Annotated in this window: 20 protein-coding genes; 7 read left to right on the top strand and 13 right to left on the bottom strand. The window is 68.4% G+C overall.

The annotated features are described in order from the left end of the window. Positions 1 to 3 precede the first annotated feature (3 nt). Both CJ014_RS13070 and accD read right to left on the bottom strand, forming a co-directional pair. Positions 4 to 1,326, bottom strand: a complete 1,323-nt coding sequence (locus CJ014_RS13070) for a bifunctional folylpolyglutamate synthase/dihydrofolate synthase (protein ID WP_100080913.1) — start codon at positions 1,324 to 1,326, stop codon at positions 4 to 6. Positions 1,327 to 1,415: 89 nt separating this feature from the next. Continuing rightward, positions 1,416 to 2,291 carry an acetyl-CoA carboxylase, carboxyltransferase subunit beta gene (gene accD, locus CJ014_RS13065; RefSeq protein ID WP_100080944.1) on the bottom strand — a complete coding sequence of 292 codons (876 nt, stop codon included), beginning with the start codon at positions 2,289 to 2,291 and terminating at the stop codon, positions 1,416 to 1,418. Positions 2,292 to 2,536: 245 nt separating this feature from the next. Between accD and CJ014_RS13060 the strand changes: the two genes are divergently transcribed. From CJ014_RS13060 to CJ014_RS13050, 3 genes are all read left to right on the top strand, one after another. After that, complete coding sequence (locus CJ014_RS13060; RefSeq protein WP_100080912.1) at positions 2,537 to 3,007, top strand: L-2-amino-thiazoline-4-carboxylic acid hydrolase; 471 nt, start codon at positions 2,537 to 2,539, stop codon at positions 3,005 to 3,007. 257 nt (positions 3,008 to 3,264) lie between these two features. Beyond that, entirely contained in the window at positions 3,265 to 4,398 is a 1,134-nt protein-coding gene (locus CJ014_RS13055) for a LacI family DNA-binding transcriptional regulator (RefSeq protein ID WP_165790835.1), read from the top strand. Continuing rightward, positions 4,367 to 5,854, top strand: a complete 1,488-nt coding sequence (locus tag CJ014_RS13050) for a glucosamine inositolphosphorylceramide transferase family protein (RefSeq protein ID WP_100080910.1) — start codon at positions 4,367 to 4,369, stop codon at positions 5,852 to 5,854. The genes CJ014_RS13055 and CJ014_RS13050 overlap by 32 nt, the downstream gene beginning before the upstream one ends. A gap of 19 nt (positions 5,855 to 5,873) precedes the next feature. Here the strand turns inward: CJ014_RS13050 and CJ014_RS13045 are convergent, their stop codons facing one another. After that, complete coding sequence (locus tag CJ014_RS13045) at positions 5,874 to 6,233, bottom strand: hypothetical protein (protein ID WP_100080909.1); 360 nt, start codon at positions 6,231 to 6,233, stop codon at positions 5,874 to 5,876. Positions 6,234 to 6,390: 157 nt separating this feature from the next. Between CJ014_RS13045 and CJ014_RS13040 the strand changes: the two genes are divergently transcribed. Beyond that, complete coding sequence (locus CJ014_RS13040; protein WP_100080908.1) at positions 6,391 to 7,335, top strand: tyrosine recombinase XerC; 945 nt, start codon at positions 6,391 to 6,393, stop codon at positions 7,333 to 7,335. 96 nt (positions 7,336 to 7,431) lie between these two features. Further along, positions 7,432 to 8,346 (top strand): DMT family transporter, encoded by a 915-nt coding sequence (locus CJ014_RS13035; RefSeq protein WP_100080907.1) that lies wholly within the window; start codon positions 7,432 to 7,434, stop codon positions 8,344 to 8,346. 4 nt (positions 8,347 to 8,350) lie between these two features. On the opposite strand, the gene lpdA is transcribed toward CJ014_RS13035, so the two are convergent. From lpdA to CJ014_RS12990, 9 genes are all read right to left on the bottom strand, one after another. After that, a complete protein-coding gene (lpdA, locus tag CJ014_RS13030; RefSeq protein ID WP_100080906.1) occupies positions 8,351 to 9,739 on the bottom strand; it encodes a dihydrolipoyl dehydrogenase in 1,389 nt (462 codons plus the stop codon). A 132-nt stretch (positions 9,740 to 9,871) separates the two neighbouring features. After that, positions 9,872 to 10,504, bottom strand: coding sequence for a LysE family transporter (locus CJ014_RS13025; protein WP_100080905.1), 633 nt, complete (start codon positions 10,502 to 10,504; stop codon positions 9,872 to 9,874). Between the two features lie 227 nt (positions 10,505 to 10,731). Continuing rightward, positions 10,732 to 11,979: a 2-oxoglutarate dehydrogenase complex dihydrolipoyllysine-residue succinyltransferase gene (gene odhB / locus CJ014_RS13020; RefSeq protein ID WP_100080904.1), complete on the bottom strand. Its 1,248-nt coding sequence runs from the start codon at positions 11,977 to 11,979 to the stop codon at positions 10,732 to 10,734. Between the two features lie 61 nt (positions 11,980 to 12,040). Next, positions 12,041 to 15,001 (bottom strand): 2-oxoglutarate dehydrogenase E1 component, encoded by a 2,961-nt coding sequence (locus CJ014_RS13015; RefSeq protein ID WP_100080903.1) that lies wholly within the window; start codon positions 14,999 to 15,001, stop codon positions 12,041 to 12,043. Between the two features lie 213 nt (positions 15,002 to 15,214). Further along, positions 15,215 to 16,129 carry a succinate--CoA ligase subunit alpha gene (gene sucD / locus CJ014_RS13010; RefSeq protein ID WP_100080902.1) on the bottom strand — a complete coding sequence of 305 codons (915 nt, stop codon included), beginning with the start codon at positions 16,127 to 16,129 and terminating at the stop codon, positions 15,215 to 15,217. 4 nt (positions 16,130 to 16,133) lie between these two features. Continuing rightward, positions 16,134 to 17,330: an ADP-forming succinate--CoA ligase subunit beta gene (sucC, locus tag CJ014_RS13005; protein WP_100080901.1), complete on the bottom strand. Its 1,197-nt coding sequence runs from the start codon at positions 17,328 to 17,330 to the stop codon at positions 16,134 to 16,136. Positions 17,331 to 17,448: 118 nt separating this feature from the next. After that, positions 17,449 to 18,411 carry a malate dehydrogenase gene (mdh, locus tag CJ014_RS13000; protein WP_100080900.1) on the bottom strand — a complete coding sequence of 321 codons (963 nt, stop codon included), beginning with the start codon at positions 18,409 to 18,411 and terminating at the stop codon, positions 17,449 to 17,451. A gap of 170 nt (positions 18,412 to 18,581) precedes the next feature. After that, positions 18,582 to 19,727 carry a cell division protein ZapE gene (zapE, locus tag CJ014_RS12995; RefSeq protein ID WP_207765743.1) on the bottom strand — a complete coding sequence of 382 codons (1,146 nt, stop codon included), beginning with the start codon at positions 19,725 to 19,727 and terminating at the stop codon, positions 18,582 to 18,584. Further along, entirely contained in the window at positions 19,727 to 20,296 is a 570-nt protein-coding gene (locus CJ014_RS12990) for a protease inhibitor Inh/omp19 family protein (protein ID WP_100080899.1), read from the bottom strand. The genes zapE and CJ014_RS12990 overlap by 1 nt, the downstream gene beginning before the upstream one ends. A 162-nt stretch (positions 20,297 to 20,458) precedes the next feature. Here CJ014_RS12990 and CJ014_RS12985 point away from each other — a divergent pair, with 162 nt between their 5' ends. Further along, positions 20,459 to 20,791, top strand: a complete 333-nt coding sequence (locus tag CJ014_RS12985; RefSeq protein WP_100080898.1) for a hypothetical protein — start codon at positions 20,459 to 20,461, stop codon at positions 20,789 to 20,791. Beyond that, positions 20,772 to 21,569 carry a DUF429 domain-containing protein gene (locus tag CJ014_RS12980; RefSeq protein WP_100080897.1) on the top strand — a complete coding sequence of 266 codons (798 nt, stop codon included), beginning with the start codon at positions 20,772 to 20,774 and terminating at the stop codon, positions 21,567 to 21,569. The genes CJ014_RS12985 and CJ014_RS12980 overlap by 20 nt, the downstream gene beginning before the upstream one ends. A 40-nt stretch (positions 21,570 to 21,609) precedes the next feature. Here the strand turns inward: CJ014_RS12980 and gyrB are convergent, their stop codons facing one another. Beyond that, positions 21,610 to 24,039 carry a DNA topoisomerase (ATP-hydrolyzing) subunit B gene (gene gyrB / locus CJ014_RS12975; RefSeq protein ID WP_100080896.1) on the bottom strand — a complete coding sequence of 810 codons (2,430 nt, stop codon included), beginning with the start codon at positions 24,037 to 24,039 and terminating at the stop codon, positions 21,610 to 21,612. Between the last annotated feature and the right edge of the window lie 61 nt (positions 24,040 to 24,100).

The raw sequence follows: 24,100 nt of genomic DNA, 5'->3' as shown, positions 1-24,100 counted from the left end.
CCGCTACGCCGGTGGCGTGCCGTTGTCGGCCAGCACCTCGCCGGCGAGATAAAGCGAGCCGCAGATCAGGATGCGCGGCGCCGGTCCCGACCAGGTATCGCGCAGGTGGGAAAGCGCGGCGGTGACCCCGGCCGTCGCCATGGCGGTGACGCCGGCGCCGCGCGCCTCGGCGGCCAGCGCCTGCGGTTCGCGCGCCGCATCCGACCCCCGGATGGGCACGGTGTAGACGCGGCGGGCGAGCCCGGCGAAAGCTTCGAAAAAGCCGACCGGGTCCTTGGTGGCCAGCATGCCGGCGACGAGCACCAGCGGCCGGGCGACGCGCTCCTCGAGGTCAGCCATGGCCGAGGCGATCACCTCGCCGGCGCCGGGATTGTGACCGCCATCAAGCCAGATTTCCGAGCCTTCCGGAGCGGCGTCGACGATGGCGCCGGCCGTCAGCCGCTGCAGCCGCGCCGGCCATTCGACCCGCTCCATGCCGCGCTCGAAGGCGTCGTGCCCGACGCGGAAGCCGGCCGCCCGCACGGCGGCGATGGCCGCGCCGGCATTGAGAATCTGGTGGCCGCCGGGAAGGCGCGGCCGCGGCAGGTCGAGAAGACCGTCGATATCCTGGAACACCAGGCGGCCGTGCTCCTCGAAAGCCGTCCAGTCCTGGCCGCCGATCATCAGCGATCCGGCGCCGACCTCGGCCGCAACCCGCTCGACGACGGCGACGATGCCGTCCGGATTGGGCGACAGCACCACCGGCGCGCCAGCCTTGACGATGCCGGCTTTTTCGAAGGCAATCTTCTCGACGGTGTCGCCGAGATAGGCCTGGTGATCGAGGGAAATCGAGGTGATGACCGACACCGCCGGATGATCGACGACGTTGGTGGAATCGAACCGGCCGCCGAGCCCGACCTCGAGCAGCAGCGCGTCGGCCGGCCGCTCGGCGAACAGCAGGAAACCGGCGGCGGTCAGCAGCTCGAACAGGGTGATCGCTTCGTCGCCGTTGGCCTTCTCGGTGCGGGCGAGCGCGTCGGCGAAGGCGTCGTCGTCGACGAAGCTCGACACGCCCGGCCCGTCGGCCAAACGGAAGCGCTCGTTGTAGCGAACGAGGTGCGGCGACGTGTCGGCGTGCACCCGAAAGCCCTCGGCCTCCAGGATGGCGCGCAGGAAGGCCACGGTCGAGCCCTTGCCGTTGGTGCCGGCGACGTGGAAGACCGGCGGCAGGCGGCGTTCGGGGTGGCCGAGCGCGCCGAGCAGCCGACGAATGCGGCCGAGCGAGAGATCGAAGCCTTTCGGCCAGCGCGCGCCAAGGCGGTCGATGATGTCGAGCGGCGTTTCCATGGCAAAGTCCGGATGCGGGCGAGGCCGCCCAAAAGGAACGCGCCGCCTGACGGCGGCGCGGAGGATCGGAAGATCGATACCGTCGCCCGTCAGGCCGGAACGAGCGCGGTACCCTTGGCGTGGGTGAGCAGGCGGACGATGCGGCCGATGGTGGCGCGCAGTTCGTGGCGGTGCACCACGAGATCGACCATGCCGTGCTCGTGCAGGTATTCGGAGCGCTGGAAACCTTCCGGCAGCTTCTCGCGAATGGTCTGCTCGATGACGCGCGGGCCGGCGAAGCCGATCAGCGCGCCCGGCTCGGCGATGTGAACATCGCCCAGCATGGCGTAGGAGGCGGTGACGCCGCCAAGCGTCGGGTTGGTGAGCACGACGATGTAGGGCAGGCCCGCTTCACGCAGCATCTCGACGGCCACCGTGGTGCGCGGCATCTGCATCAGCGACAGGATGCCCTCCTGCATGCGGGCGCCGCCGGAAGCCGTGAACATCACGAAGGCGGCCGAACGGGCCACCGCCTCTTCCACGCCGCGGATGATCGCCTCGCCGGCGGCGGTGCCGAGCGAACCGCCCATGAAATCGAAGTCCTGCACGGCGGCGACCACGGCGTTGCCCTCGACGCGGCCGGCGCCGACCAGCACGGCATCGTCGTTGCCGGTCTTGGCGCGCGAATCGCGCAGGCGGTCGACATAGCGCTTCTCGTCGCGGAACTTGAGCGGGTCCTGCAGGACCGCCGGCGTCGGGATCGCCTCGTAATCGCCGCCATCGAACAGCTGAACGAAGCGCTCCTTCGGCGGCATGCGCATATGATAGCCGGAGTTGGGGATCACCCACTGGTTGGCTTCGAGGTCGCGGTGGAAAACCATCTCGCCGGTCTCCGGGCACTTCACCCAGAGGTTCTCCGGCACGTCGCGCTTGGCGGACCAGAGGGAGCGGATTTTCGGGCGGACGACGTTGTTGATCCAGTTCACGGAAAGTTTCGACCTTTGCTCGCGGAACGCCGGCCGGCCATGCCGTTTCCGGCGCGGAACCGGCCGCAGCCGGGCTTCGGGGCGCCGCCGGTCCTTCGTCGAGGCTCTCATAGCACAGCCTTCCCGAGGACCAAAGTCGTTTCGCCGCGGGCGCCGGCAGCCTCAAACCCGCCGCGCCTGCCTGGAAAAGCCGCTTTCCGGCCGCCGTCTCTCCGGTTAGCCTCGGGCCGCACAGGAGACACGCCATGGCGATGCCCATCATCGAACGCCGCCGCATCGAGGCGGAGATCGTCGGCCACCTCTATCGGGAGCTCGCCGCCCGCTTCGGCGAGGGGCCGGCGCGCGAAGCCATCGACGCGGCCATCCGCAAGGCGGCGGTCGCCCATGGCGAAAAATGCCGCGCCGAACTCGGCCATATGCCGGATTTCACCGATTTCGAGGCCATCCTGCCGGCCTGGACGGCCGAGGATGCCCTGACGATCGAGGTGAAGGAGGTCGGGCCGGATCGCTTCTCCTACGACGTCACCCGCTGCCGCTACGCCGAGACCTACAAGGAAATGGGTCTCGCCGGGATCGGCGCGCTGCTCTCCTGCAATCGCGACGCCGCCTTCTGCGAGGGCTACAATCCGGCCATGCGTCTCGAACGCACCGAGACGATCATGGAGGGCGGCCGCCGCTGCGACTTCCGCTACCGCCTCGACAAGACGACGGACTGACCATTCACTACCGAGAAGGGTGAATCGGAGCGATTTGCATCAAGGCGTTTACCTCGCGAACGACCGTTTGCTGAAATTGCCGCCATCCGCCGCTGCCGGTCTTGCATCTTCCGGCCAAATCGGTTGATGAAAGGGCGGTCAGAAACGAAAGTTACAAAAATGTCCGGTCACAAAGGCCCTCGCCGGCCTTTGTCGGCATCGCTTTTCGGCTTTGGTTCGTCCGGCCGATGCCGCACGGGCGACGCGGAAAGAGCGCGATGAAGGTCGGGGTTCGCGATATTGCCAGGGAAGCGGGCGTTGCCGTCAGCACCGTGTCGCATGTCCTCAACGGAACCGCCTCGATCAGCCGCGAGGTCCGCGACCGCGTGCTGACCGTGGCGCGCGAGCTCGGCTACCTCGACCAGCGGCGCGCCAAGGCGACCATCGCGACCATGGAGCGGGTGGTGGTGGCCTTCGACCGCGGCTTCGTGACGTCCGGCGACGCCGCCTTCCGCAATCGCGCGCTCTACCAGGGCCTCAGGCGGGAATGCGAACGCCGGTCGCTGAAGATCACCACCTCCGTTTCCGATGGCGGCGTCGACGTCCGCAAGGTGGACGAGATCGCCCGCGCCGAAAAGGCCAGCGGCGTCATCGTGATGGGCAGCGGCGGCAGGCTCGATCTCGGCGAGCTCGTCAGGACCGGCCTGTCGCTGGTGGTCATGAACGGCGAGGAACAGGTGCGCCGGGCCGACGCGGTGGTGCCGGCCAACGCGTTTGCCGCCGGCGTCGCGGTGCGGCACCTCGCCGCGGCAGGGCATAGCCGCCTGTTGATGCTGGGCACGGCCGGCCGCGACCATCTGGCGGCCCGGCGCGCCGGCTTCGCCGAGACGATCGATATCTTGGGTCTGGCGACCGCGGAGGCCATCGTCGCGGCCGAGGACAGCGCCGAGGCCGGCGAAGCCGCGGTTGCCCTGCGGCTCAGGGAAGCCCCCGGTCTCGGCGGCGCCACCGCGCTTTTTTGCCTTTCCGATCCGCTGGCGGAAGGTGCGCTCAAGGCGCTGGCGTCGGCCGGCCTCGGGGTCCCCGCCGATGTATCGGTGGTCGGCTGCGACGGCGTCCGGGAGATGCGGCCAGCCGAGCTTGCAACGGTCAATGTCGGCTACGAACAGCTCGCCATATCGGCTCTGGCGATCATGGAATCGCGGCTGGTGGTCCCCAGGCCGGCGCGTTCCTGCATTCTGGTGGAATTCGGCGCCGAACTGATCGCCGGCGCCACCGTCGGACCGCCGCCCGGCGCGCGTACGTCACAGGAGGGTGGCGGCGCGGGGCGGATGCGCGGCAGGCGATATCGCCACGGCAGCATCGGCGTGGGAGGGCCGCATGCACGTCTCGTTTCTGATCGATTCCACTGATCTCCGGCGCTGGCAGGCCGAGGCGATCGCCAGCGTGCTGGCGGCCACCGGCGCCAGCGGCACGATGGCCACGGTGGCCGGCCCGCCGCCGGCCGGCCTTCTCGATCTTTGCCTCGCCTTCGAGGCTCTCGCCTTTCGACGGCCGCGCAGCGGGCCGCTCGAGCGGCTGTCGCCCGCCGCGCTCAACTTGTCGACCGGGGCCGCCGATGCCGATCTCGTCATCGACCTCGCCGCCTCGGCGGAGACCGTCGGCGACCGGTTGCTGATCACCGTGGGCGGCTTCGGCGTCGTCGCCGGCGCCGCCGACGCCATCATGGCCGGCGAGGAACCCTTCGTCGACCTGGTGGCCGTGGTGGGCAGCGAACGACGCCTGGTCGGCCGTTGGCACGTCGCCGTCGAGGATCGGCGGCAACTCGGCTCGGGCATGGCGATCGCCGCCGGTCGGGCGATCGAGATGCTGACGCTGGCCGCCGGCCGACTGGCGACGGGCGCCACGCTCCATGATCTGAGGCTGCCGCGCGTCGAAACAGAGCCGCCGCCGCACCGGCCGGGCCAGCCGGCCCTGTTCGCGGCCGCCGCCTTCGCGCGCGCGCTGGCCGCCCGCCTCGAGCGCCTCGTGCGCACCCCGCCCAACTGGGCGGTCGCCTGGCGCGCCGACGAGACCGGAGACGGGGCGTTGCCGATGATCGCCGGTCGTCCCTGGCGGCGGCTAGCCGGCGACGGCGGGCGCTTTTACGCCGACCCCTTCGTGATGCGGCACGGCGGCCGGACCGTCCTTTTCGTGGAAGAATTTCCCTTCGCGACGCAGAAGGGCGTCATCTCGGCGGTCGAGCTCGGCGCCGACGGCCCGGTCGGCACGCCCCGGCCGGTGATCGAGACGGACTGCCATCTGTCCTATCCCTTCGTCTTCGAGGAAGACGGCGCCCTCTACATGATTCCGGAAACGTCCGGCCGCCGCAGGGTTGAGCTCTGGCGGGCCGTCGATTTCCCGGACCGCTGGGAAAAAGCGGCGATCCTGATCGATGATATCGATCTCGGCGACGCCACGCTTTTTCGGACGGATGGCCGCAACTACCTGTTCGGCACCGTGCGCCCGCACTGGGGCTCGAGCTGGGACGGCCTCGCCATATTCACCGCCGAGCGGCTGGCCGGACCGTGGGTACCGTTGTTCGCCGGCCCGGCCAAGGTGGACGTCGCCTCGGCAAGACCCGCCGGACGAATGTTCTCGCTGGGCGCCAGCGTTGTTCGTCCTTTCCAGGACAGCGTCGGCGGCTACGGCGCCGGTCTCGGCTTTGCCCGCGTCGACCGGCTGGATGCCGGCGGCTACGCCGAGACGACGCTGATGGCGCTCCGGCCGACGCCGCCGCTGTCGGGACTGCACACCTACAACCGCGGCGGCGGCTTCGAGGTGATCGACGTGATTGCCGACGGCGATACCGCCGTCGTCATTCCGTGAAATTCAGCCACCGTTCGCGTTACCAGCGGCGATGACGCGGACCGCAGTCCATGACCTGTACCCGCTGATAGCGAACGATGCGTCCCCAGGGGTCGACGATCGGCCGATCGACCCAGCGTGACCGACACATCGGCGGCGGACCCCAGCCGCGACCCGGCCGTCCCCAACCCGGCGCTCCCCAGGCTGGTCCGGGCGGTGGCGGCGGTCCCCAGCCCCAGCGCGGCGGCGGGGGCGGCCTGCGCGGGCCGTCGTTATAGCCGAACCCGAAATAGGCGCCGTCGGCCGCAGCGGTCGACGCAGTGCCGGCAAGGCCGGCGGCGGCGATCAGCGCCACCGCGAGGGAGGCGGCAAGGGTGGTGAGAAGACGCCTGTGAAGCATGACGCGGCCCTCCTTGGAGCCTGAAACCTGCCGGCTGTCCTGCCGTCGGTCCATCCTGACCGCCTTTCTACGCCGCCTCCCTTGAACCGACCCTGAGGCCGGCGTTCATCGACCATTCAGCTTTTCGGCCGACAGTCCGGGCAGAAAGCAGAGGCCGATGACAGACCCCGCTCCTCTCATCACCATGGCGCCCGATCTCGCCGCCGCCGTCGCGGAATGGCGGCGCTGGCTGGCCGACCTTCGCCGCCTCAGCCCGCGGACCACGGAGGCCTACGGCCGTGACGCGGACGATTTCGTCCGCTTCCTGACCGGCCACGTCGGCGCACCGCCAACCGTTGCCGATCTCGGCCGGCTCTCGCCGGCGGACTACCGCGCCTTTCTCGCCCGCCGGCGGCGCGACGGCCTCGCGGCGCCGAGCCTGGCCCGCAGCCTGTCGGGCATCCGCTCGCTGATCCGCTTCCTCGAGAAGCGAGGCGAAACGACCAGCGCCGCCGTCGCCACCGTCGGGGCGCCGAAAGCGCCGCGCCGGCTGCCGCGGCCGCTCGGGGTCAAGGATGCCCTGTCCGTCGTCTCCGACGCCGGCGCTCTGGCCGAGGAACCATGGGTGGCCGCGCGCGACGGCGCCGTGCTGGCGCTCCTTTACGGCGCCGGCCTGCGCATTTCCGAGGCGCTGTCGCTGACCGCCGCCGAGGCGCCTCCGGAGACCGGCGGGGCGCTGCGCGTCACCGGCAAGGGCGGCAAGACGCGCCTGGTGCCGGTGTTGCCGGCGGTCGGCCGGGCGGTCGCCGCCTACGTCCGACTGGTGCCCTTCCGTCTTGCGCCGGACGAGCCGCTGTTCCGCGGCGTCAAGGGCGGTCCGCTGTCGCCCCGCATCGTCCAACTGGCCCTGCAGCGGCTGCGCGGTGCCCTCGGTCTTCCCGAGACGGCGACGCCGCATGCGCTCCGGCACTCCTTTGCCACCCACCTCCTCGGCTCGGGCGGCGATCTCCGCACCATCCAGGAGCTGCTCGGCCATGCCAACCTGTCGACGACGCAGGTCTACACCTCCGTCGACGCCGAGCGGCTGGTCGCCGCCTGGAAGGACGCGCACCCGCGCGGCTGAGGCCAACCGAACGGTTTGGCCGGCTACTCGGCTTTCCAGCCGCCGCCCGGTGGCTTATGGCTTGCCGCATCTTCAATCCGCCCGGGTCGTCGTTCCTTGAACCCTTCCTCACCTTCCGCCGGCTCGCCCTGGCTCGGCTACGGTTTTGCCGCCCTCGGCGCCGTGCTGTTCGCCGCCAAAGGCATCCTGATCAAGCTCGCCTTTGCCGAGGGCGTCGACACGCTGACGCTGCTGGCGCTGCGGATGGGGCTTTCGGTGCCGATCTATGTCGCCGTCGGCTTTGCCGCCTACGCCCGGGAGCGCCATCGGCTGGTGCCGATGCCGGCCTATACCAAGGCATTGCTGATCGGGGTGATCGGCTACTGGTTCTCGTCCTATGCCGACTTCAAGGGCCTGGAGACGCTGACGCCGCAATTCGAGCGGCTGATCCTGTTCACCTATCCGCTATTCGTGCTGCTGCTCGGCGCGGCGCTGTTCCGCATGCCGCTGCGGTGGAAGCCGCTCGCCGCCTTCGGCGTCGCCTATATCGGCCTCGCCGTCATTTTCCTCGCCGATTTCGAATCGGGCGGCGGCGACATCGTGGTCGGCGCCCTCTGGGTGCTGGCCGCCGCCGTTACCTTCGCGCTCTACCAGTTGCTCGCCACCGGCAGCATCGCGACGCTGGGGGCGCCGCTCTTCACCTCCGTCGCCATGACCGGCGCGGCCGTGGTGGTGCTGGCGCTATTCCTGGTGACGCATCCGCTGTCGGCGCTCGTCGTGTCCGGCCGCGCCTTCGCGCTCGCCGCGACACTGGCGATCGGCGCCACGGTGCTGCCGAGCTTCCTGATGAGCGCGGCGCTGTCGCGCATTTCGGCGGCCGCCAATTCCACCATCGGCACGTTGTCGCCGGTGGTGACGCTGTTCCTGGCGGTTCTGATCCTCGACGAACCGGTCCGCGGCGTCGACCTCCTCGGCACGGCGCTGGTGGTCGGCGGCGTCGGCCTGTTCACGATCGTCGACCGGCGCCGCTGATCCTTCAAGCGTGGATCGCCCGCTTGTCGACGGCGAGCGCCGCCTCCTTCAGCGCCTCCGACAGCGTCGGATGGGCGTGGCAGGTCCGCGCCAGATCCTCGGCCGAGCCGGAGAACTCCATCAGCACCGCCGCTTCGGCGATCGCCTCGCCGGCGCCCGGCCCGAGGATATGAACGCCGAGCACCCGGTCGGTGTCGGCGTGCGCCAGCACCTTGACGAAGCCGTCGGTCTTCAGGATCGACTTGGCGCGGCCGTTGGCGATAAAGCTGAACTTGCCGACCTTGTAGGGGATGCCGGCCGCCTTGAGATCCTCCTCGGTGCGGCCGACGGCGGCGACCTCCGGGGACGTATAGACCACGGCGGGAATGACGTCGTAATTGACGTGACCGGCCTTGCCGGCCAAGAGTTCGGCCACCGCGATGCCCTCGTCCTCGGCCTTATGGGCCAGCATCGGCCCGGCGACCACGTCGCCGATGGCGTAGATGCCCGGCACGCTCGTCGCGTAATGATCATCGATCTCGACGCGGCCCTTGCCGTCGAGCTTCACGCCGACCTCGGCAAGGCCCAGACCCTGCGTGTAGGGCTTGCGGCCGACCGCCACCAGCACTACATCGGCCGCGAGCGTTTCGGCCTCGCCGCCGGCCGCCGGTTCGAAGCTCACCGTGCCGGCCTCGACGCCGGTCACCTTGCGGCCGAGCTTGAAGGTGAAGCCCTGCCGCTCGAGCAGCTTCTGGAAGGCCTTGGCCACCTCGCCGTCGAGCCCGGGCAGGATGCGGTCGAGATACTCGATCACCGTCACGCGCGCGCCGAGCCGCTGCCAGACCGAGCCGAGCTCGAGGCCGATGACCCCGGCGCCGATCACCACCAGATGCTCGGGCACCTTTTCGAGCGACAGCGCGCCGGTCGAGGACACCACGCTTTTCTCGTCGATGACGATGCCGGGCAGGCCGGCCACGTCCGAGCCGGTGGCAATCAGGATGTTCCGCGCCTCGACGACCGTCTTGTCGCCGCTCTCGGCGGTGACCTCCACCTTGCCGGCGGCGAGGATGCGGCCGGTCCCGCGATGGACGGTGATCTTGTTCTTCTTGAACAGGAAATCGATGCCCTGGACGTTGCCGCGGATGGTAGTGTCCTTGTGGGCCATCATCGCCGGAAGGTCGAGCTCGGGCGCGCCGACCTTGACGCCGAGCTTGGCGAAGACATGGCCGGCCTCGTGGAACATCTCGGAAGCGTGCAACAGCGCCTTGGAAGGGATGCAGCCGACGTTGAGGCAGGTGCCGCCGTGGCTCGCCCGCTTCTCGACGACGGCGACGTTCATGCCGAGCTGGGCGGCGCGGATGGCTGCCACATAGCCGCCGGGACCGGTACCGATGACAACGAGATCGAAGGACATGGAAGCACTCCTCTGAGGCTGCGGCGGCTTGTGTTCGATGGCGCGGCTAGAGCATTTTCGGGCGAAGTGGATACCTGTTCGCGTGAAGAAAATGCGTCAATTCAAAAAGACGGAGCGGGGAAGCGCTCCAGTTTACTCGGCCCGCGACAGGGCCAAGCGGACGCCGAAGGCGATGAACACCGCGCCGGTGACGCGGCTGATCCACACGCCGGCCCGCGAAAAGGCGTGCCTCACCCTGGGCATGGTCAAAAAGCAGGACACCGCCGAGAACCAAAGGATGAGGCAGGATGCCATCACCAGCCCGTAGGCGCCCTTCACCAAGGCAGGCGTCTGGTGGCTGACCAGCGCCGAGAACAGGGACAGGAAGAACAATATCGGTTTGGGATTGAGGGCATTGGTCACAAAGCCGAGACCGAAGGCCCGGCCGTCGCCCATCGGTGTCGCCACGCCGGCATCGGCCTCGGGCAGCACCGGCGCCGGCGCCCGCAGCGCCATTATGCCCATGTAGGTCAGATAGGCGGCACCCGCCCACTTGATCACCGAGAACAGCAGCAGCGACTGCGAAACGATCAGCCCCAGGCCGAGGATCGTATAGGTGAGGTGAAACAGCAGCGACGTGCCGACGCCGAAGGCGGTGAGAATGCCGGCGCGCCGGCCATGCACGAGGCTCTGCCGCATCACCATGGCGGTGTCCGCCCCGGGCGCCACGATGGCGAAGGAGAAAACCGCCATGACGCTGGCGAGCTCGGCGAGATAAGGAGACATCCGGCTTCCTTTCGATCGTCGCGGCCACGCCCTTCAGCGGGAGGGAGCCGCGACAGGGCCGATCGGCAGGCCGCCTCCCGCCGCTTGGGAGGGAGGATGGCCGAAACGCCGCAGCCGACAAGAGCTAGAGCAATTTCAGCAAAAGTGGGAACCGGTTTTGCGTCCGAAATTGCGCCTAATCAAAGAGATAGAGCATTTCCGGCGAACCTGTTTTCGCCGGAAATGCTCTAGAGATCGAGAACGAGCCGCTGCGGCTCCTCGAGATTCTCCTTGACGCGGACCAGGAAGGTCACCGCCTCCTTGCCGTCGATGACGCGATGGTCGTAGCTGAGCGCCAGATACATCATCGGCCGGATCTCGATCTTGCCGCCGACCACCATCGGCCGCTCCTGGATCTTGTGCATGCCGAGGATGCCCGACTGCGGCGCATTGAGGATCGGCGTCGACATCAGCGAGCCGTAGACGCCGCCGTTGGAAATGGTGAACGTGCCGCCCTGCATCTCCTCGATGCGCAGCAGGCCGTCGCGGGCGCGCTTGCCGTATTCGCCGATCTTTTTCTCGATGCCGGCGATGGAGAGCTGGTCGGCGTCGCGCACCACCGGCACGACGAGGCCCTTGTCCGTGCCGACGGCGACGCCGACGTGGTAGTAGTTCTTGTAGATGAGGTCCTCGCCGTCGATCTCGGCATTGACGGCCGGGATCTCCTTGAGCGCCTGCACCACCGCCTTCACGAAGAAGCCCATGAAGCCGAGCTTGACGCCGTGCTTCTTCTCGAACAGCTCCTTGTAGGACGCCCTCAGGGCCATCACGCCGGTCATGTCCACCTCATTGAAGGTGGTGAGCATGGCGGCGGCGTTCTGCGCTTCCTTGAGACGGCGGGCGATGGTCTGGCGAAGCTTGGTCATGCGGACCCGCTCCTCGCGCCCGGCGTCGTCGGCGGCAACCGGGGCGCGGGGCGCCGGCGGCGCGGCGGGCGCCGGGGCGGCGGATCGAACGGCGGCGACGGCCGCCAGCACGTCTTCCTTCAGCACCTGGCCGCGCTTGCCCGAACCGCTTTCCACGCTGGCGCCGGTCTCCGCCATGACGCGGGCGGCGGCGGGCGACGGCGGCACCGGCGCAGCCGGTTTGGCGGGCTCGGCCGCCTTGGCCGGGGCGACGGGTTCCGCGGGCCTGGCCGGCTCGGTCTCCTTGGGCGACTTGTCGGTTGCGACGGCCTTGGGCGACGGGGCAGCCTCGGATGCGGCGCCAAGCGAACCCAGGAGGGCGCCGACGCCGACGGTCTCGCCGGCCTCGACCAGAATTTCCGAAAGCGTACCGTCGGCCGGCGCCGGCACCTCGATGGTGACCTTGTCGGTCTCGAGCTCGACCAGCGGCTCGTCGACCTTGACGGCCTCGCCGATTTTCTTGAACCAGCGGCCGATGGTCGCCTCTGTGACCGATTCGCCGAGCGTCGGGACGCGGATCTCGTTGCCCATTTGAGCTTCTCTCCAGGTGCGAAAGGAATGGAGGCGGCCGGGCGGCCGCCTCGAAGGCCGGTCAGCCGAGCGCCTCGTCGAGGAAGGCGGCGAGCTGGGCGAGATGCTTGGACATCAGGCCGGTGGCGGTGGCTGCGGCCGGCGCCCGGCCGGCATAGCGGGCGCGCGGGACCTTGGCGCCGATCTGCTTCAGGACCCATTCGAGATAGGGGTCGATGAAGGTCCAGGCGCCCATGTTCTTGGGCTCTTCCTGGCACCAGACGTGCTCGGCGTTGGGGAAGCGGGAAAGCTCGTTGACCAGCGCCTTGGCCGGGAAGGGATAGAGCTGCTCGACGCGCAGGAGATAGATGTCGTCGACGCCGCGCTTCTCGCGCTCGTCGAGAAGGTCGTAGTAGACCTTGCCGGAGCACATCACCACCCGGCGGATTTCCGCGTCGGGCTTGAGGCGCACCGTCACCGTCCCCGGCGCGGACTCGGCATGGTCCCAGAGCAGGCGGTGGAACGAGGTCTCCGCCCCGAAATCGGCAAGCTTCGACACCGCCCGCTTGTGGCGGAGCAGCGACTTCGGCGTCATCAGGATCAGCGGCTTGCGGAAGTCGCGCGTCAACTGGCGCCTGAGGATGTGGAAGTAGTTGGCCGGCGTCGTGCAGTTGGCGACCTGCATGTTGTCCTCGGCGCAGAGCTGCAGCCAGCGCTCGAGGCGGGCGGACGAATGCTCCGGCCCCTGGCCCTCGTAGCCATGCGGCAGCAGGCAGACGAGGCCCGACATCCTCAGCCACTTGCGTTCGCCGCCGGAGATGAACTGGTCGAACACCACCTGCGCGCCGTTGGCGAAGTCGCCGAACTGCGCTTCCCAGAGGGTGAGCGCGTTGGGCCGGGCCAGCGAATAGCCGTATTCGAAGCCGAGCACCGCCTCTTCCGACAGCATCGAATTGATGACCTCGAAGGGCGCCTGCTCGGGGGACAGGTTGGCGAGCGGGATGTAGCGCGCCTCCGTCTCCTGGTCATAGAGCACGCTGTGGCGCTGGCTGAAGGTGCCGCGCTCGCAGTCCTGGCCCGAGAGGCGGATCTTGTGGCCGCCGAGCGCCAGCGAGCCGAAAGCCAGCGCCTCGCCGAGCGCCCAGTCGACGCCCTCGCCGGTCTCGATCGCCTTCTTGCGGGCGTCGAGGAAGCGCTGGATGGTGCGGTGGACGTTGAAGGTCGGCGGCACCGTGTTGATCTTGAGGCCGATTTCCTTGAGCGTCTCGATGTTGACGCCGGACTGGCCGCGCCGCTGTTCGTCGAAGCTGTCGGCCACCTTGAGGCCGGCCCAGGCGCCGTCCAGCCAGTCGGCCTTGTTGGGCTTGTAGGCCTGGCCCGCCTCGTATTCCTGATCGAGCTTCTGGCGGAAGGCGGCCTGCATGCCGATCACTTCGTCCTGGGAGACGACGCCCTCGTCGATCAGCTTCTTGGCGTAGATCTGCAGCGTCGTCGCATGGCTGCGGATCTTGGAATACATCAGCGGCTGGGTGAAGCCAGGCTCGTCGCCTTCGTTGTGGCCGAACCGGCGGTAGCAGATCATGTCGATCACCACCGGCTTGTGGAACTTCTGCCGGTAATCGATGGCCACCTTGGCGGCATAGACCACCGCTTCGGGGTCGTCGCCGTTGACGTGCAGGATCGGCGCCTCGACCATCTTGGCGACGTCGGACGGATAGGGCGACGAGCGCGAGAAGTGCGGGTTGGTGGTGAAACCGATCTGATTGTTGACGATGAAGTGGATCGAGCCGCCGACGCGATGGCCGCGCAACTGGCTGAGGCCGAAGCACTCGGCGACGACGCCCTGGCCGGCAAAGGCCGCATCGCCGTGCAGCAGCAGCGGCAGCACCTTGACGCGCTCGCGCAGCGGAATGATGTCGTCTTCCCAGACGGTGGCGGACACATCCTGCTTGGCGCGCACCTTGCCGAGCACCACCGGATTGACGATCTCGAGATGCGACGGGTTGGGCGTCAGGCTGAGGTGCACCTTGTTGCCGTCGAACTCGCGGTCCGAGGAAGCGCCGAGGTGATACTTGACGTCGCCCGAGCCCTCGACGTCGTCGGGGGCGTAGGAGCCGCCCTTGAATTCGTGGAACAGCGCCCGGTGCGGCTTGGCCATCACCTGCGTCAGCACGTTGAGGCGGCCGCGATGCGGCATGCCGAGCACGATTTCCTTGACGCCGAGATTGCCGCCCCGCTTGATGATCTGCTCCAGCGCCGGGATGAGGCTCTCGCCGCCGTCGAGGCCGAAGCGCTTGGTGCCGGTGTACTTGACGTCGAGGAACTTCTCGAAGCCCTCGGCTTCCACCAGCTTGTTGAGAATGGCCTTCTTGCCCTTCTCGGTGAATTCGATCTGCTTGTCCGGCCCTTCGATGCGCTCCTGGATCCAGGCCTTCTCCTCGGGCGAGGAGATATGCATGAATTCGTAGCCGATGGTGCCGCAGTAGGTACGCCTCAAGATGTCGATCATCTGGCGCACGTTGGCGTATTCGAGGCCGAGCACGTGGTCGATGAAGATCGGCCGGTCCATGTCGGCCTCGGTGAAGCCGTAGCTCGCCGGATGCAGCTCCTCGTGGTCGAGCTTCCTGGCGACGCCGATCGGATCGAGGTCGGCGTGCAGATGGCCGCGCATGCGGTAGGCGCGGATCATCATGATGGCGCGCACCGAATCGAGCGTCGCCTGCCTGAGCTCGTCGGCGCTGATGCCGGCCGGCTGCGCCTTCGCCTCGATCTTCTTCTCAAGGATTCTGCCGGCCTCCGGCCAGTTGCCGTCGAGAGCGGACACCAGCTCGCCGTTGATCTTGGGGGGCCAGTCGGGCCGCGTCCAGCTCGGGCCCTTCGCCGCCGCCGGCTCGGAAAGCGCGTCGAAGAATTCCCGCCATTCGGGGTCGACCGAATTGGGATCGGCAAGGTAGCTGGCCTCGAGCGCCTCGATGTAGGCGGCGTTGCCGCCGTAGAGGAACGAGGTTCCGGCGAAAGCGTCGTTATCGTTCTGCCGTGCCATGTGCGTTTCGGAGCCGTCCGCTCCGTCCTCGCGTTCCGGCGACAGCAGGATCGCTTCGCCGTGGGTGTTTTTTCTGCCTCAGTCGCCGGCGGGCCTCCGGCCCTTGGCTTTTCGCTCCGCTTTCCGTCTTTCGGGACGAAGCCCCGAAAGACCCGCTGCGCGCGGCGCCGCTTGGCGCCGGAAGCCGCCCAAGGCGGCTTCAGCCCTTCAGGTTCAGCCCTTCAGGCGCTCGGCCAGCGTACGACCGAGCTGCGCCGGCGACGGCGATACGACAATACCGGCCGCCTCCATGGCGGCGATCTTGTCCTCGGCCCCTCCCTTGCCGCCGGAAATCACCGCACCGGCGTGGCCCATGGTGCGGCCGGGCGGCGCCGTGCGACCGGCAATGAAGCCGACCACCGGCTTCACGCGACCGCGCTTGGCTTCATCCTTGAGGAACTGAGCCGCCGCCTCCTCGGCCGAGCCGCCGATCTCGCCGATCATGACGATCGACGTCGTCTCGGGATCGGCGAGGAACAGCTCCAGCACGTCGATGAACTCGGTGCCCTTCACGGGATCGCCACCGATGCCGACGGCCGTCGTCTGGCCGAGACCTTCGTTCGTCGTCTGGAACACCGCTTCGTAGGTCAGGGTTCCCGATCGCGACACGATGCCGACCGAACCCCGCCGGAAGATGGAGCCGGGCATGATGCCGATCTTGCATTCGCCGGGCGTCAGCACACCGGGGCAGTTGGGGCCGAGCAGGCGCGACGCCGAGCGATCGAGCCGGGCCTTCACCTTCACCATGTCGAGCACGGGAATGCCTTCGGTGATGGTGACGATCAGCGGCATCTCGGCGTCGATCGCCTCGATGATCGAGGCTCCGGCCGCCTTGGGCGGCACATAGACGACGGAGGCGTTGGCGCCGGTCCTGTCCCGCGCTTCGGCGACGGTGTCGAACACCGGCAATGTCGCCTTGGTGCCGTCGGGCAGCGTGCCTTCCCAGGTGGAGCCGCCCTTGCCGGGCGTGACGCCGGCAACCATCTGCGTGCCGCAGTAACCGAGCGCCTGCTCGGTGTGGAAGGTGCCGGTCTTGCCGGTCAGGCCCTGGACGATGACCTTGGTGTCCTTGTTGACGAGGATGGACATCGCGTCAGGCTCCCTTCACGGCGGCGACAATCTTCTGGGCAGCGTCGTCGAGATCGTCGGCGGCGATGACGTCGAGGCCGCTGTCGGCGATGATCTTCTTGCCGAGGGCGACGTTGGTGCCCTCGAGGCGAACGACGAGCGGCACCTTGAGGCCCACCTCGCGCACGGCGGCGATGACGCCCTCGGCAATGACGTCGCACTTCATGATGCCGCCGAAGATGTTGATCAGGATGCCCTTCACGGCGGGATCGGCGGTGATGATCTTGAAGGCCGCCGTCACCTTCTCGCGGGAGGCGCCGCCGCCGACATCGAGGAAGTTGGCCGGCTCGGCGCCGTAGAGCTTGATGATGTCCATGGTGGCCATGGCAAGGCCGGCGCCGTTGACCATGCAGCCGATGTTGCCGGCCAGCGCCACGTAGGCGAGGTCGTGCTTGTGCGCCTCGATTTCCTTGTCGTCCTCCTCGGTGAGGTCGCGCAGCGCCTCGACGTCCGGATGGCGGAACAGCGCGTTGCCGTCGAACGACACCTTAGCGTCGAGAAGGCGCAGGTGACCGTCCTTCAGCACGATCAGCGGGTTGATCTCAAGGAGGCTCATGTCCTTGTCGACGAAGGCCCGGTAGAGCAGCGGAAAGAGCGTTTCGGCGTCCTGCGTCGCCGCGCCGTCCAGCTTCAGGGCCGACACGATGGCGGCAACATCGGCGGCAGTGACGCCGGCTTCCGGATCGATGGCGACGGTGACGATCTTCTCCGGCGTGTCGTGGGCGACGGTCTCGATGTCCATGCCGCCCTCGGTGGAAACGACGAAGGCGACGCGACCGACCGCCCGATCGACGAGCAGCGAGCAGTAGAGCTCGCGGGCGATGTCGGCGCCGTCCTCGACGTAGAGGCGGTTCACCTGCTTGCCGGCCGGACCGGTCTGCTTGGTGACCAGCGTCGATCCCAGCATCTCCTGGGCAAATTTCACCACCTCGTCCACCGAACGGGCGAGACGGACGCCACCCTTGTCGCCGGCGGAGGCTTCCTTGAACCGCCCCTTGCCACGGCCGCCGGCATGGATCTGGCTTTTCACGACCCAGAGCGGGCCAGGGAGGGACCGGGCAGCCGCCTCCGCCTCGCCGGCAGAAAAGACGGGCACGCCGGCGGCGACAGGCGCGCCGAACCCCTTGAGCAGGGCCTTTGCCTGGTATTCGTGGATGTTCATCCGGAAGTCCTTGGCTTGGGTGGGGAAGAGAGGCGGACTGAGTGAAAATGCGGATGGATTCGCCAGAGACGAAAAGGCCGGGTCGCCGTCTGGCGGCCCGGCCCATGTTTTCAGACGATCAGGCCAGCGCCGGAGCGATGGTCTTGCAGGCCTCGATCAGGCCCTTGACCGACGCGACCGACTTCTCGAAGCCGGCCTTCTCCTCGGACGACAGCTCGAGGTCGACGATCTTCTCGACGCCGCCGGCGCCGATCATGGCGGGCACGCCGACATAGGTGTCGCTGACGCCGAACTCGCCCTTGAGATAGGCGGCCACCGGCAGGATGCGCTTCTTGTCCTTGAGGTAGGACTCGGCCATGGAGATGGCGGACGCAGCCGGCGCGTAGAAGGCCGAACCGGTCTTCAGCAGAGCGACGATCTCGCCGCCGCCCTTGCGGGTGCGGTCGACGATGGCGTCGAGCTTCTCCTGGGTGGTCCAGCCCATCTTGATCAGTTCCGGCAGCGGCACGCCGCCGACCGTCGAATAGCGGATCAGCGGCACCATGTCGTCGCCGTGGCCGCCGAGGGTCATGGCATGGACGTCCTCGACCGAAACGCCGAACTCGTCCGACAGGAAGTAGCGGAAGCGGGCCGAGTCGAGCACGCCGGCCATGCCGACGACCATGTTGGCTGGCAGGCCGGAGAACTTCTGCAGCGCCCAGACCATGGCGTCGAGCGGATTGGTGATGCAGATCACGAAGGCCTTCGGCGCGTACTTGGCGATGCCGGCGCCGACCTGCTCCATGACCTTGAGGTTGATGCCGAGGAGGTCGTCGCGGCTCATGCCGGGCTTGCGCGGCACGCCGGCGGTGACGATCACCACGTCGGCACCTTCGAGCGCCTCATAGCTGTTGGTGCCGGAGAGCTTGGCGTTGAAGCCTTCGACCGGGGCAGTTTCCGCGAGATCCAGAGCCTTGCCCTGAGGCACGCCGTCCATGATGTCGAACAGGACGACGTCACCGAGTTCCTTCTGGCCGGCCAGCAGAGCCAGCGTGCCGCCGATCTGGCCAGCACCAACGAGAGCGATCTTTTTCCGCGCCATTGATTATTACCTTTCCCTTTACGTAAAGGTTAGTTAGATCGAAATCGATCGGCATGGAATTACAATGATCGCGACTCGCGTGCAAGCGAGACTATCGGGGAAAGTCAACTTTTCACGAAGATGATACCGCTTTGCCGGACTTCTTCTTCACGCGGTAGGTGACGTTCGCGTCATGCGGCCGGCGGTTGCTGGCGCGACCCGTCGGCGGTCCGGTGCAGCCACGCCTCGGTGCGCATCTCGACGAGCCGCGACGCCGTCCGCGCGAACTCGAAGGCCTCGTTGCCCTCGGCGGCGCGATAGAGGTCGGCCGGCTCGCCGTCGGCCGTCAGCAGCAGTCCCCGGCCGGCGTCGTAGAGCACGTCGACCAGGGTGATGAAGCGTTTCGCCCGGTTGCGCTCGCCGGCGGCAAGACGCGGCACGCCGGTGACCATCAGCAGGTCGAAGCGGCGGGCGATCGCCCGATAGTCGGCGGCGCCGAGCGGCTGGTCGCAAAGCTCTTCGAAGGTAAAGCGGGCGCGCCGGCCGGCGGCCCGCGCCACGTGGACGAGCCGCCCCTTGACGCGAAGATCGCAAGCCTCCTCGCCACCGGCGGAAAGGCTAGACCACAGGCGGTCGGCGGCGGCGTCGGTGGCCGGACCGAGCGGCGAGAGATAAACGTCGGCCGCCGAAAGCCCTTCGAGCCGATGGTCGGCGCCGCCCCTGAGATGCACGATCTCGCAGCGTTCCTTCAGGAGGCCGACGAAGGGCAGGAAGCTCGCCCTGTTGAGGCCGTTCCAGTAGAGACGATCGGGGGCGACGTTGGAGGTGGCGACGAGCGTCAGGCCGAGGTCGAAGAGGCGGCCGAACAGACGGCCGAGCAACATGGCGTCGGCGATGTCGGTGACCGAAAACTCATCGAAGCAGAGGAGCCGCACGTCGTCGGCGAGCGTCCGCGCCACGATCTCCACGGGGTCGCGCGGATCGCCGGCCGCCATGGCCCGCCGCGCGGCGGCGATGGCGTCGTGCATGTCGGCCATGAAGGCGTGGAAATGCTGCCGCCGCTTCCTGTCGACCGGCGCCGCCGCATGGAAGCGGTCCATCAGCAGCGTCTTGCCGCGCCCGACGCCGCCCCAGAGGTAGAGGCCACGCGCCGCCGGAGTCGGCCCCACCGGAATGAGGCCGAGAAGACGCCGCCGCGGAGGCGGGGCGGCGAGCCGTTTGAGCAACCGGTCGAAAGCCAGGGCCGCCTGCCGCTGGGCGGCGTCGCCCGTCAGGCGGCCGGCGGCGACTTCGCCGTCGAACCAGAGGGCGACCGCGCCGGCCGGGGTCTCCGCCATCAGCTGCGGAAGAACTGCACGCCGCGCTTGCTGACGTCGGTCTGGCCGGAATAGCGGTTGGGAGCCGCGGCGTAGAGACGGGCGACCACGGCGCCGGAGGCATCCTTCAGCAGAATTTCCTTGCCGGCCACGTCCCAGGCACCGATCGCCTTCAGCTCGTCGGATACGCAGCCGCGCGTCGAGGCGCGGTAGCCACCACTCCAAGTAGTAAGATTCATGGAGAGCTGGCAGGTCTCGCCGGCCGAGGCGAGCGTCCAGCCGCCGATCAGGTCGGCCTTGCGCACATCGGCGGCAACCGCCGGATTGACCGGCGCGACCGCCGGGCCCGTCGGCTGGCCCATGGCCATGTCGGTCGTCGGCTGCGGCATCGCCGGCGCCACCGGGGCCGGCAACGCCTGGCTCGCCACGGGATTGACCGGCTGCGGCGCCAGCGGCGCGATGCGCGGCGGCGGCGGCGCGTAGCTGCTGCAGGCGGCGAGCGCGAGGACGGAAACGACGGAGGCGGTGGCGATGATGCGCATCAGGTGAGGCTCCCAGAGGGCGAAGAGAGATGCCGTGGCTCCCGGCATGATTCTCTCCAGGCGTGGCTGCGGATGATAGCTGTCTCGGTTGCCGAGTGGAACCGAAGGCTGAAAAAACTTGAAAATTACGATAAATGCTCATCGTCGACGTTGCACGGAAGACGCGAAAGCCGCAAGATGTTCCTTGTGTCCGGGCGGGGAGCACGTCGTATGTTGTCCTTTGTTGCGCGTGTGCTGGGGCTGGGGCTGTTCGCCATCGGCGTGGTGGCTTTGATTTCCGACGGCATCTCGTCGATTGCCGCCGACGCGGTGGTGATGACGCCGCTATCGGGAAGTCTCGCCCTCATCGCCCCCGATTTCGTGGACCGCATCGAGGCGGTGTTGAAGCCGCTCGTCGGCGAGGCGGCCTGGGCCGAGTGGGGCTCGGCGGTGCTCGCCTGGCCGACGCTGGCCGTCGCGGGCATTTCCGGCATCTTCCTGATGCTGGCCGGCGCCCGCCGGCTGCCGCGCCCGACGAGGCATCATGTCGGCTTCCCCACCTGAGAAGATCGTGCTGGGCATCGATGCCGCCTGGACAGCGGCCAACCCGAGCGGCGTGGCGCTGGCGGCCGGAGCCAGCGGCGTCTGGCGCCTGCTCGCCGTCGCCGCCTCCTTCGAAGACTTCATCGCTCTCTCGGACGCCGGCCAAGGATCCGGTCCGGCGGCGCTGATCGCCGCCGCCGCCCGTCTCGCCGGGCGGGCGCCCGACCTCGTCGCCGTGGACATGCCGATGATGGATGCGCCGATCGTCGCGCGCCGGGCCGCCGACAATGCCGTCAACCGCGCCTATGCGGGCCGGGGCGCCGGCACCCACTCGCCAACCGTCGACCGCCCCGGAGCCGTCGGACGCGCGCTGGAATCGGGGCTTTCCGAGGCGGGCTATCCGCTCGCGACGCTCGATATCCGGCCGCCGTGCCGCATCGAGATCTATCCGCACCCTGCGCTGATCGAGCTCACCGGCGCGGCAAGGCGTCTCGAATACAAGATCAGCCGCACCGGCCGTTATTGGCCGGGCCTGCCGCTCGCCGAGCGGCGGCGGCGTCTTTCCGGGGTGTGGTCAACTATCGTCGCCGCCCTCGACGGCACGCTTGCCGGCAGCTCCGCCCTTCTTCCTTTGCCCCCGTCCGAGGCACGCGGCCGCCGCCTCAAGGCCTTCGAGGACCGCCTCGACGCCGTCGTCGCCGCGCATGCCGGCGCCATGGCGCTCGACGGCCGGGCGCGGCCTTACGGCGACGCGGCGTCGGCGGTATGGGTGCCGTTCGGCGGAAGCGCCGGCCGCTGACCCGGCTCGCCCGGTCCGGCAGGCGAACCGGGCGAGAATATCAGACGTCGAGATTGGCGACCGACAGCGCGTTGGCCTGGATGAACTCGCGGCGCGGCTCGACCTCGTCGCCCATCAACCGCTCGAAGATGTCGTCGGCCTCGACCGCCTCGCTCACCTGTACGCGCAACAGCGACCGGGCGTTGGGATCGAGCGTCGTCTCCCAGAGCTGCTCGGCGTTCATCTCGCCGAGGCCCTTGTAGCGCTGCATGGCGATGCCCTTGCGGCCGGCGGCGTAGACGGCGTCCAACAGCGTCCGCGGCCCGCGGACGGCGATGTCGTTGTCACGGCGCCGCAGCGCCGCCGCCGCGCCGTAGATAGCGGCCAGGTGCTCGTGGTGGCCGGAAAGCTTGCGCGCGTCGGCCGATGACAAAAGCGCCGCGTCGATGATGCTGGTCTCGGTGACGCCGCGCACCACGCGACGGAAGGCGAGGCTGCCGTCCGGCATCGCCTCGCCGGTCCAGCCCTTCTCGAATTCGTCGGCGAGGACGTCGAGGCGAGCGGCCACGCTGTCGGCGGCGTTCTGCGCCGCGCCGCGATTGTCGAGAAGCCGCGCATCGAGGGCGCCGGCGATCGCCGCCTGCTCGACGACGTCATGGCTGTAGCGGTGGTGCAGCCCTTCGATCAGGTTGCGCACCACCCGGGCCCTGTCGACGATGGCCCTGAGATCCTGTCCCGCCCGCGCCTCGCCGTCGGCGAGCTTCAGCACCGCCTCATCGAGGCCTTGCGTCACCAGGAAATCCTCGAGCGCCCGCTCGTCCTTCAGGTATTGCTCGGACTTGCCGCGCATCACCTTATAGAGCGGCGGCTGGGCGATGTAGACGTGGCCGCGCTCGATCAGCGCCGGCATCTGCCGGAAGAAGAAGGTGAGCAGCAGCGTGCGGATGTGGGCGCCGTCGACGTCGGCGTCGGTCATGATGATGATCTTGTGGTAGCGCAGCTTGTTCGGATCGAACTCGTCGGTGCCGATCGACGTGCCGAGCGCGGTGATCAGCGTGCCGATCTCGGCCGACGACAGCATCTTGTCGAAGCGCGCCCGCTCGACGTTGAGAATCTTGCCCCTCAGCGGCAGCACCGCCTGGAACTCGCGGTTGCGGCCCTGCTTGGCCGAGCCGCCCGCCGAGTCGCCCTCGACGAGGAACAGCTCGGTGTTGGCGGGATCGCGATCCTGGCATTCGGCGAGCTTGCCGGGAAGCGAGGCCATGTCGAGCGCGCCCTTGCGGCGGGTCAGCTCGCGGGCCTTGCGGGCCGCCTCGCGGGCGGCGGCGGCCTCGACGACCTTGCCGACCACGGTGCGCGCCTCGGCCGGATGCTCCTCGAACCAGGTGGAGAAGGCCTCGTTGAGGGCGCTCTCGACCACCGGCCGCACTTCCGACGACACCAGCTTGTCCTTGGTCTGGCTGGAGAATTTCGGATCTGGAACCTTCACCGACAGGACGCAGGTCAAGCCCTCGCGGCAGTCGTCGCCGGTCAGCGTCACCTTCTCGCGCTTGGAGATGCCGGCGCTCTCGGCATAGCTGGTCACCTGGCGCGTCAGCGCGGCGCGGAAGCCGGCGAGATGGGTGCCGCCATCGCGCTGGGGGATGTTGTTGGTGAAGCAGAGCACGTTCTCGTGGTAGCTGTCGTTCCACCAGAGCGCGACTTCGACGGTGATGCCGTCCCTTTCGGACGATACCAGGATCGGCTTGGCGATGGCCGGCTTCTTCGAGCGGTCGAGATAACGCACGAAGGCTTCGAGGCCGCCTTCGTAATGCAATTCCTCGACGCGCGGCTCGACGCCGCGATTGTCCTCCAGCACGATCCGAACGCCGGAATTCAGGAAGGCCAGCTCGCGCAGCCGCCGCTCCAGCGTCGTGAAGTCGAAGTCGGTGATGCCTTTGAACGTCTCGTGGCTCGGCATGAAGGTCACTTCGGTGCCCTTCTCGCCGACGGCGGTGCCGGTGACCGCGAGCGGCGCATCCGGCACACCGTTCGAGAAGCTCATCTCGTGCACCTGGTCGTGCCGCCAGATCCTGAGCTTCAGCCAGACCGACAGCGCGTTGACCACCGACACGCCGACACCGTGCAGGCCGCCGGACACCTTGTAGGAATTCTGGTCGAACTTACCGCCGGCATGCAGTTGGGTCATGATGACCTCGGCCGCCGACACGCCCTCTTCCTTGTGGATGTCGGTCGGGATGCCGCGGCCGTTGTCGCGCACCGTGCAGGAGCCGTCGGCATTGAGGCGGACCTTCACCACGTCGGCATGGCCGGCCAGCGCCTCGTCGATGGCGTTGTCCACCACCTCGTAGACCATATGGTGCAGGCCCGAACCATCGTCGGTGTCGCCGATGTACATGCCGGGGCGCTTGCGCACCGCGTCGAGCCCCTTCAGCACCTTGATGGATTCGGCGCCGTAGTCGTCGGGGTCGTAGGCTGTGGTGTCGGTCATGGAGGCCTTCGTTTCTCGTCTCGGGAACATCCCGCCAGAATTCTCATAAAGGCTGGCGGGA

It is taken from the genome of Pleomorphomonas carboxyditropha (genome assembly GCF_002770725.1).
Classification (GTDB): Bacteria; Pseudomonadota; Alphaproteobacteria; order Rhizobiales; family Pleomorphomonadaceae; genus Pleomorphomonas; species Pleomorphomonas carboxyditropha.
Note: the sequence above shows the minus strand (reverse complement) of the source record. Positions and strands in the feature narration are given on the sequence as shown.

What these genes read in the sequence shown, in the direction of transcription:
- CJ014_RS13045 (WP_100080909.1), bottom strand. Translation starts at nt 6,233, where the DNA reads ATGCTTCACAGGCGTCTTCTCACCACCCTTGCCGCCTCCCTCGCGGTG.
- sucD (WP_100080902.1), bottom strand. Translation starts at nt 16,129, where the DNA reads ATGTCCATCCTCGTCAACAAGGACACCAAGGTCATCGTCCAGGGCCTG.
- mdh (WP_100080900.1), bottom strand. Translation starts at nt 18,411, where the DNA reads ATGGCGCGGAAAAAGATCGCTCTCGTTGGTGCTGGCCAGATCGGCGGC.
- CJ014_RS13025 (WP_100080905.1), bottom strand. Translation starts at nt 10,504, where the DNA reads ATGTCTCCTTATCTCGCCGAGCTCGCCAGCGTCATGGCGGTTTTCTCC.
- gyrB (WP_100080896.1), bottom strand. Translation starts at nt 24,039, where the DNA reads ATGACCGACACCACAGCCTACGACCCCGACGACTACGGCGCCGAATCC.
- CJ014_RS13015 (WP_100080903.1), bottom strand. Translation starts at nt 15,001, where the DNA reads ATGGCACGGCAGAACGATAACGACGCTTTCGCCGGAACCTCGTTCCTC.
- lpdA (WP_100080906.1), bottom strand. Translation starts at nt 9,739, where the DNA reads ATGTCCTTCGATCTCGTTGTCATCGGTACCGGTCCCGGCGGCTATGTG.
- CJ014_RS13040 (WP_100080908.1), top strand. Translation starts at nt 6,391, where the DNA reads ATGACAGACCCCGCTCCTCTCATCACCATGGCGCCCGATCTCGCCGCC.
- CJ014_RS13070 (WP_100080913.1), bottom strand. Translation starts at nt 1,326, where the DNA reads ATGGAAACGCCGCTCGACATCATCGACCGCCTTGGCGCGCGCTGGCCG.
- CJ014_RS12990 (WP_100080899.1), bottom strand. Translation starts at nt 20,296, where the DNA reads ATGCCGGGAGCCACGGCATCTCTCTTCGCCCTCTGGGAGCCTCACCTG.
- odhB (WP_100080904.1), bottom strand. Translation starts at nt 11,979, where the DNA reads ATGGGCAACGAGATCCGCGTCCCGACGCTCGGCGAATCGGTCACAGAG.
- CJ014_RS13055 (WP_165790835.1), top strand. Translation starts at nt 3,265, where the DNA reads ATGAAGGTCGGGGTTCGCGATATTGCCAGGGAAGCGGGCGTTGCCGTC.
- zapE (WP_207765743.1), bottom strand. Translation starts at nt 19,727, where the DNA reads ATGGCGGAGACCCCGGCCGGCGCGGTCGCCCTCTGGTTCGACGGCGAA.
- CJ014_RS13050 (WP_100080910.1), top strand. Translation starts at nt 4,367, where the DNA reads ATGCACGTCTCGTTTCTGATCGATTCCACTGATCTCCGGCGCTGGCAG.
- sucC (WP_100080901.1), bottom strand. Translation starts at nt 17,330, where the DNA reads ATGAACATCCACGAATACCAGGCAAAGGCCCTGCTCAAGGGGTTCGGC.
- CJ014_RS12985 (WP_100080898.1), top strand. Translation starts at nt 20,459, where the DNA reads ATGTTGTCCTTTGTTGCGCGTGTGCTGGGGCTGGGGCTGTTCGCCATC.
- CJ014_RS12980 (WP_100080897.1), top strand. Translation starts at nt 20,772, where the DNA reads ATGTCGGCTTCCCCACCTGAGAAGATCGTGCTGGGCATCGATGCCGCC.
- CJ014_RS13060 (WP_100080912.1), top strand. Translation starts at nt 2,537, where the DNA reads ATGGCGATGCCCATCATCGAACGCCGCCGCATCGAGGCGGAGATCGTC.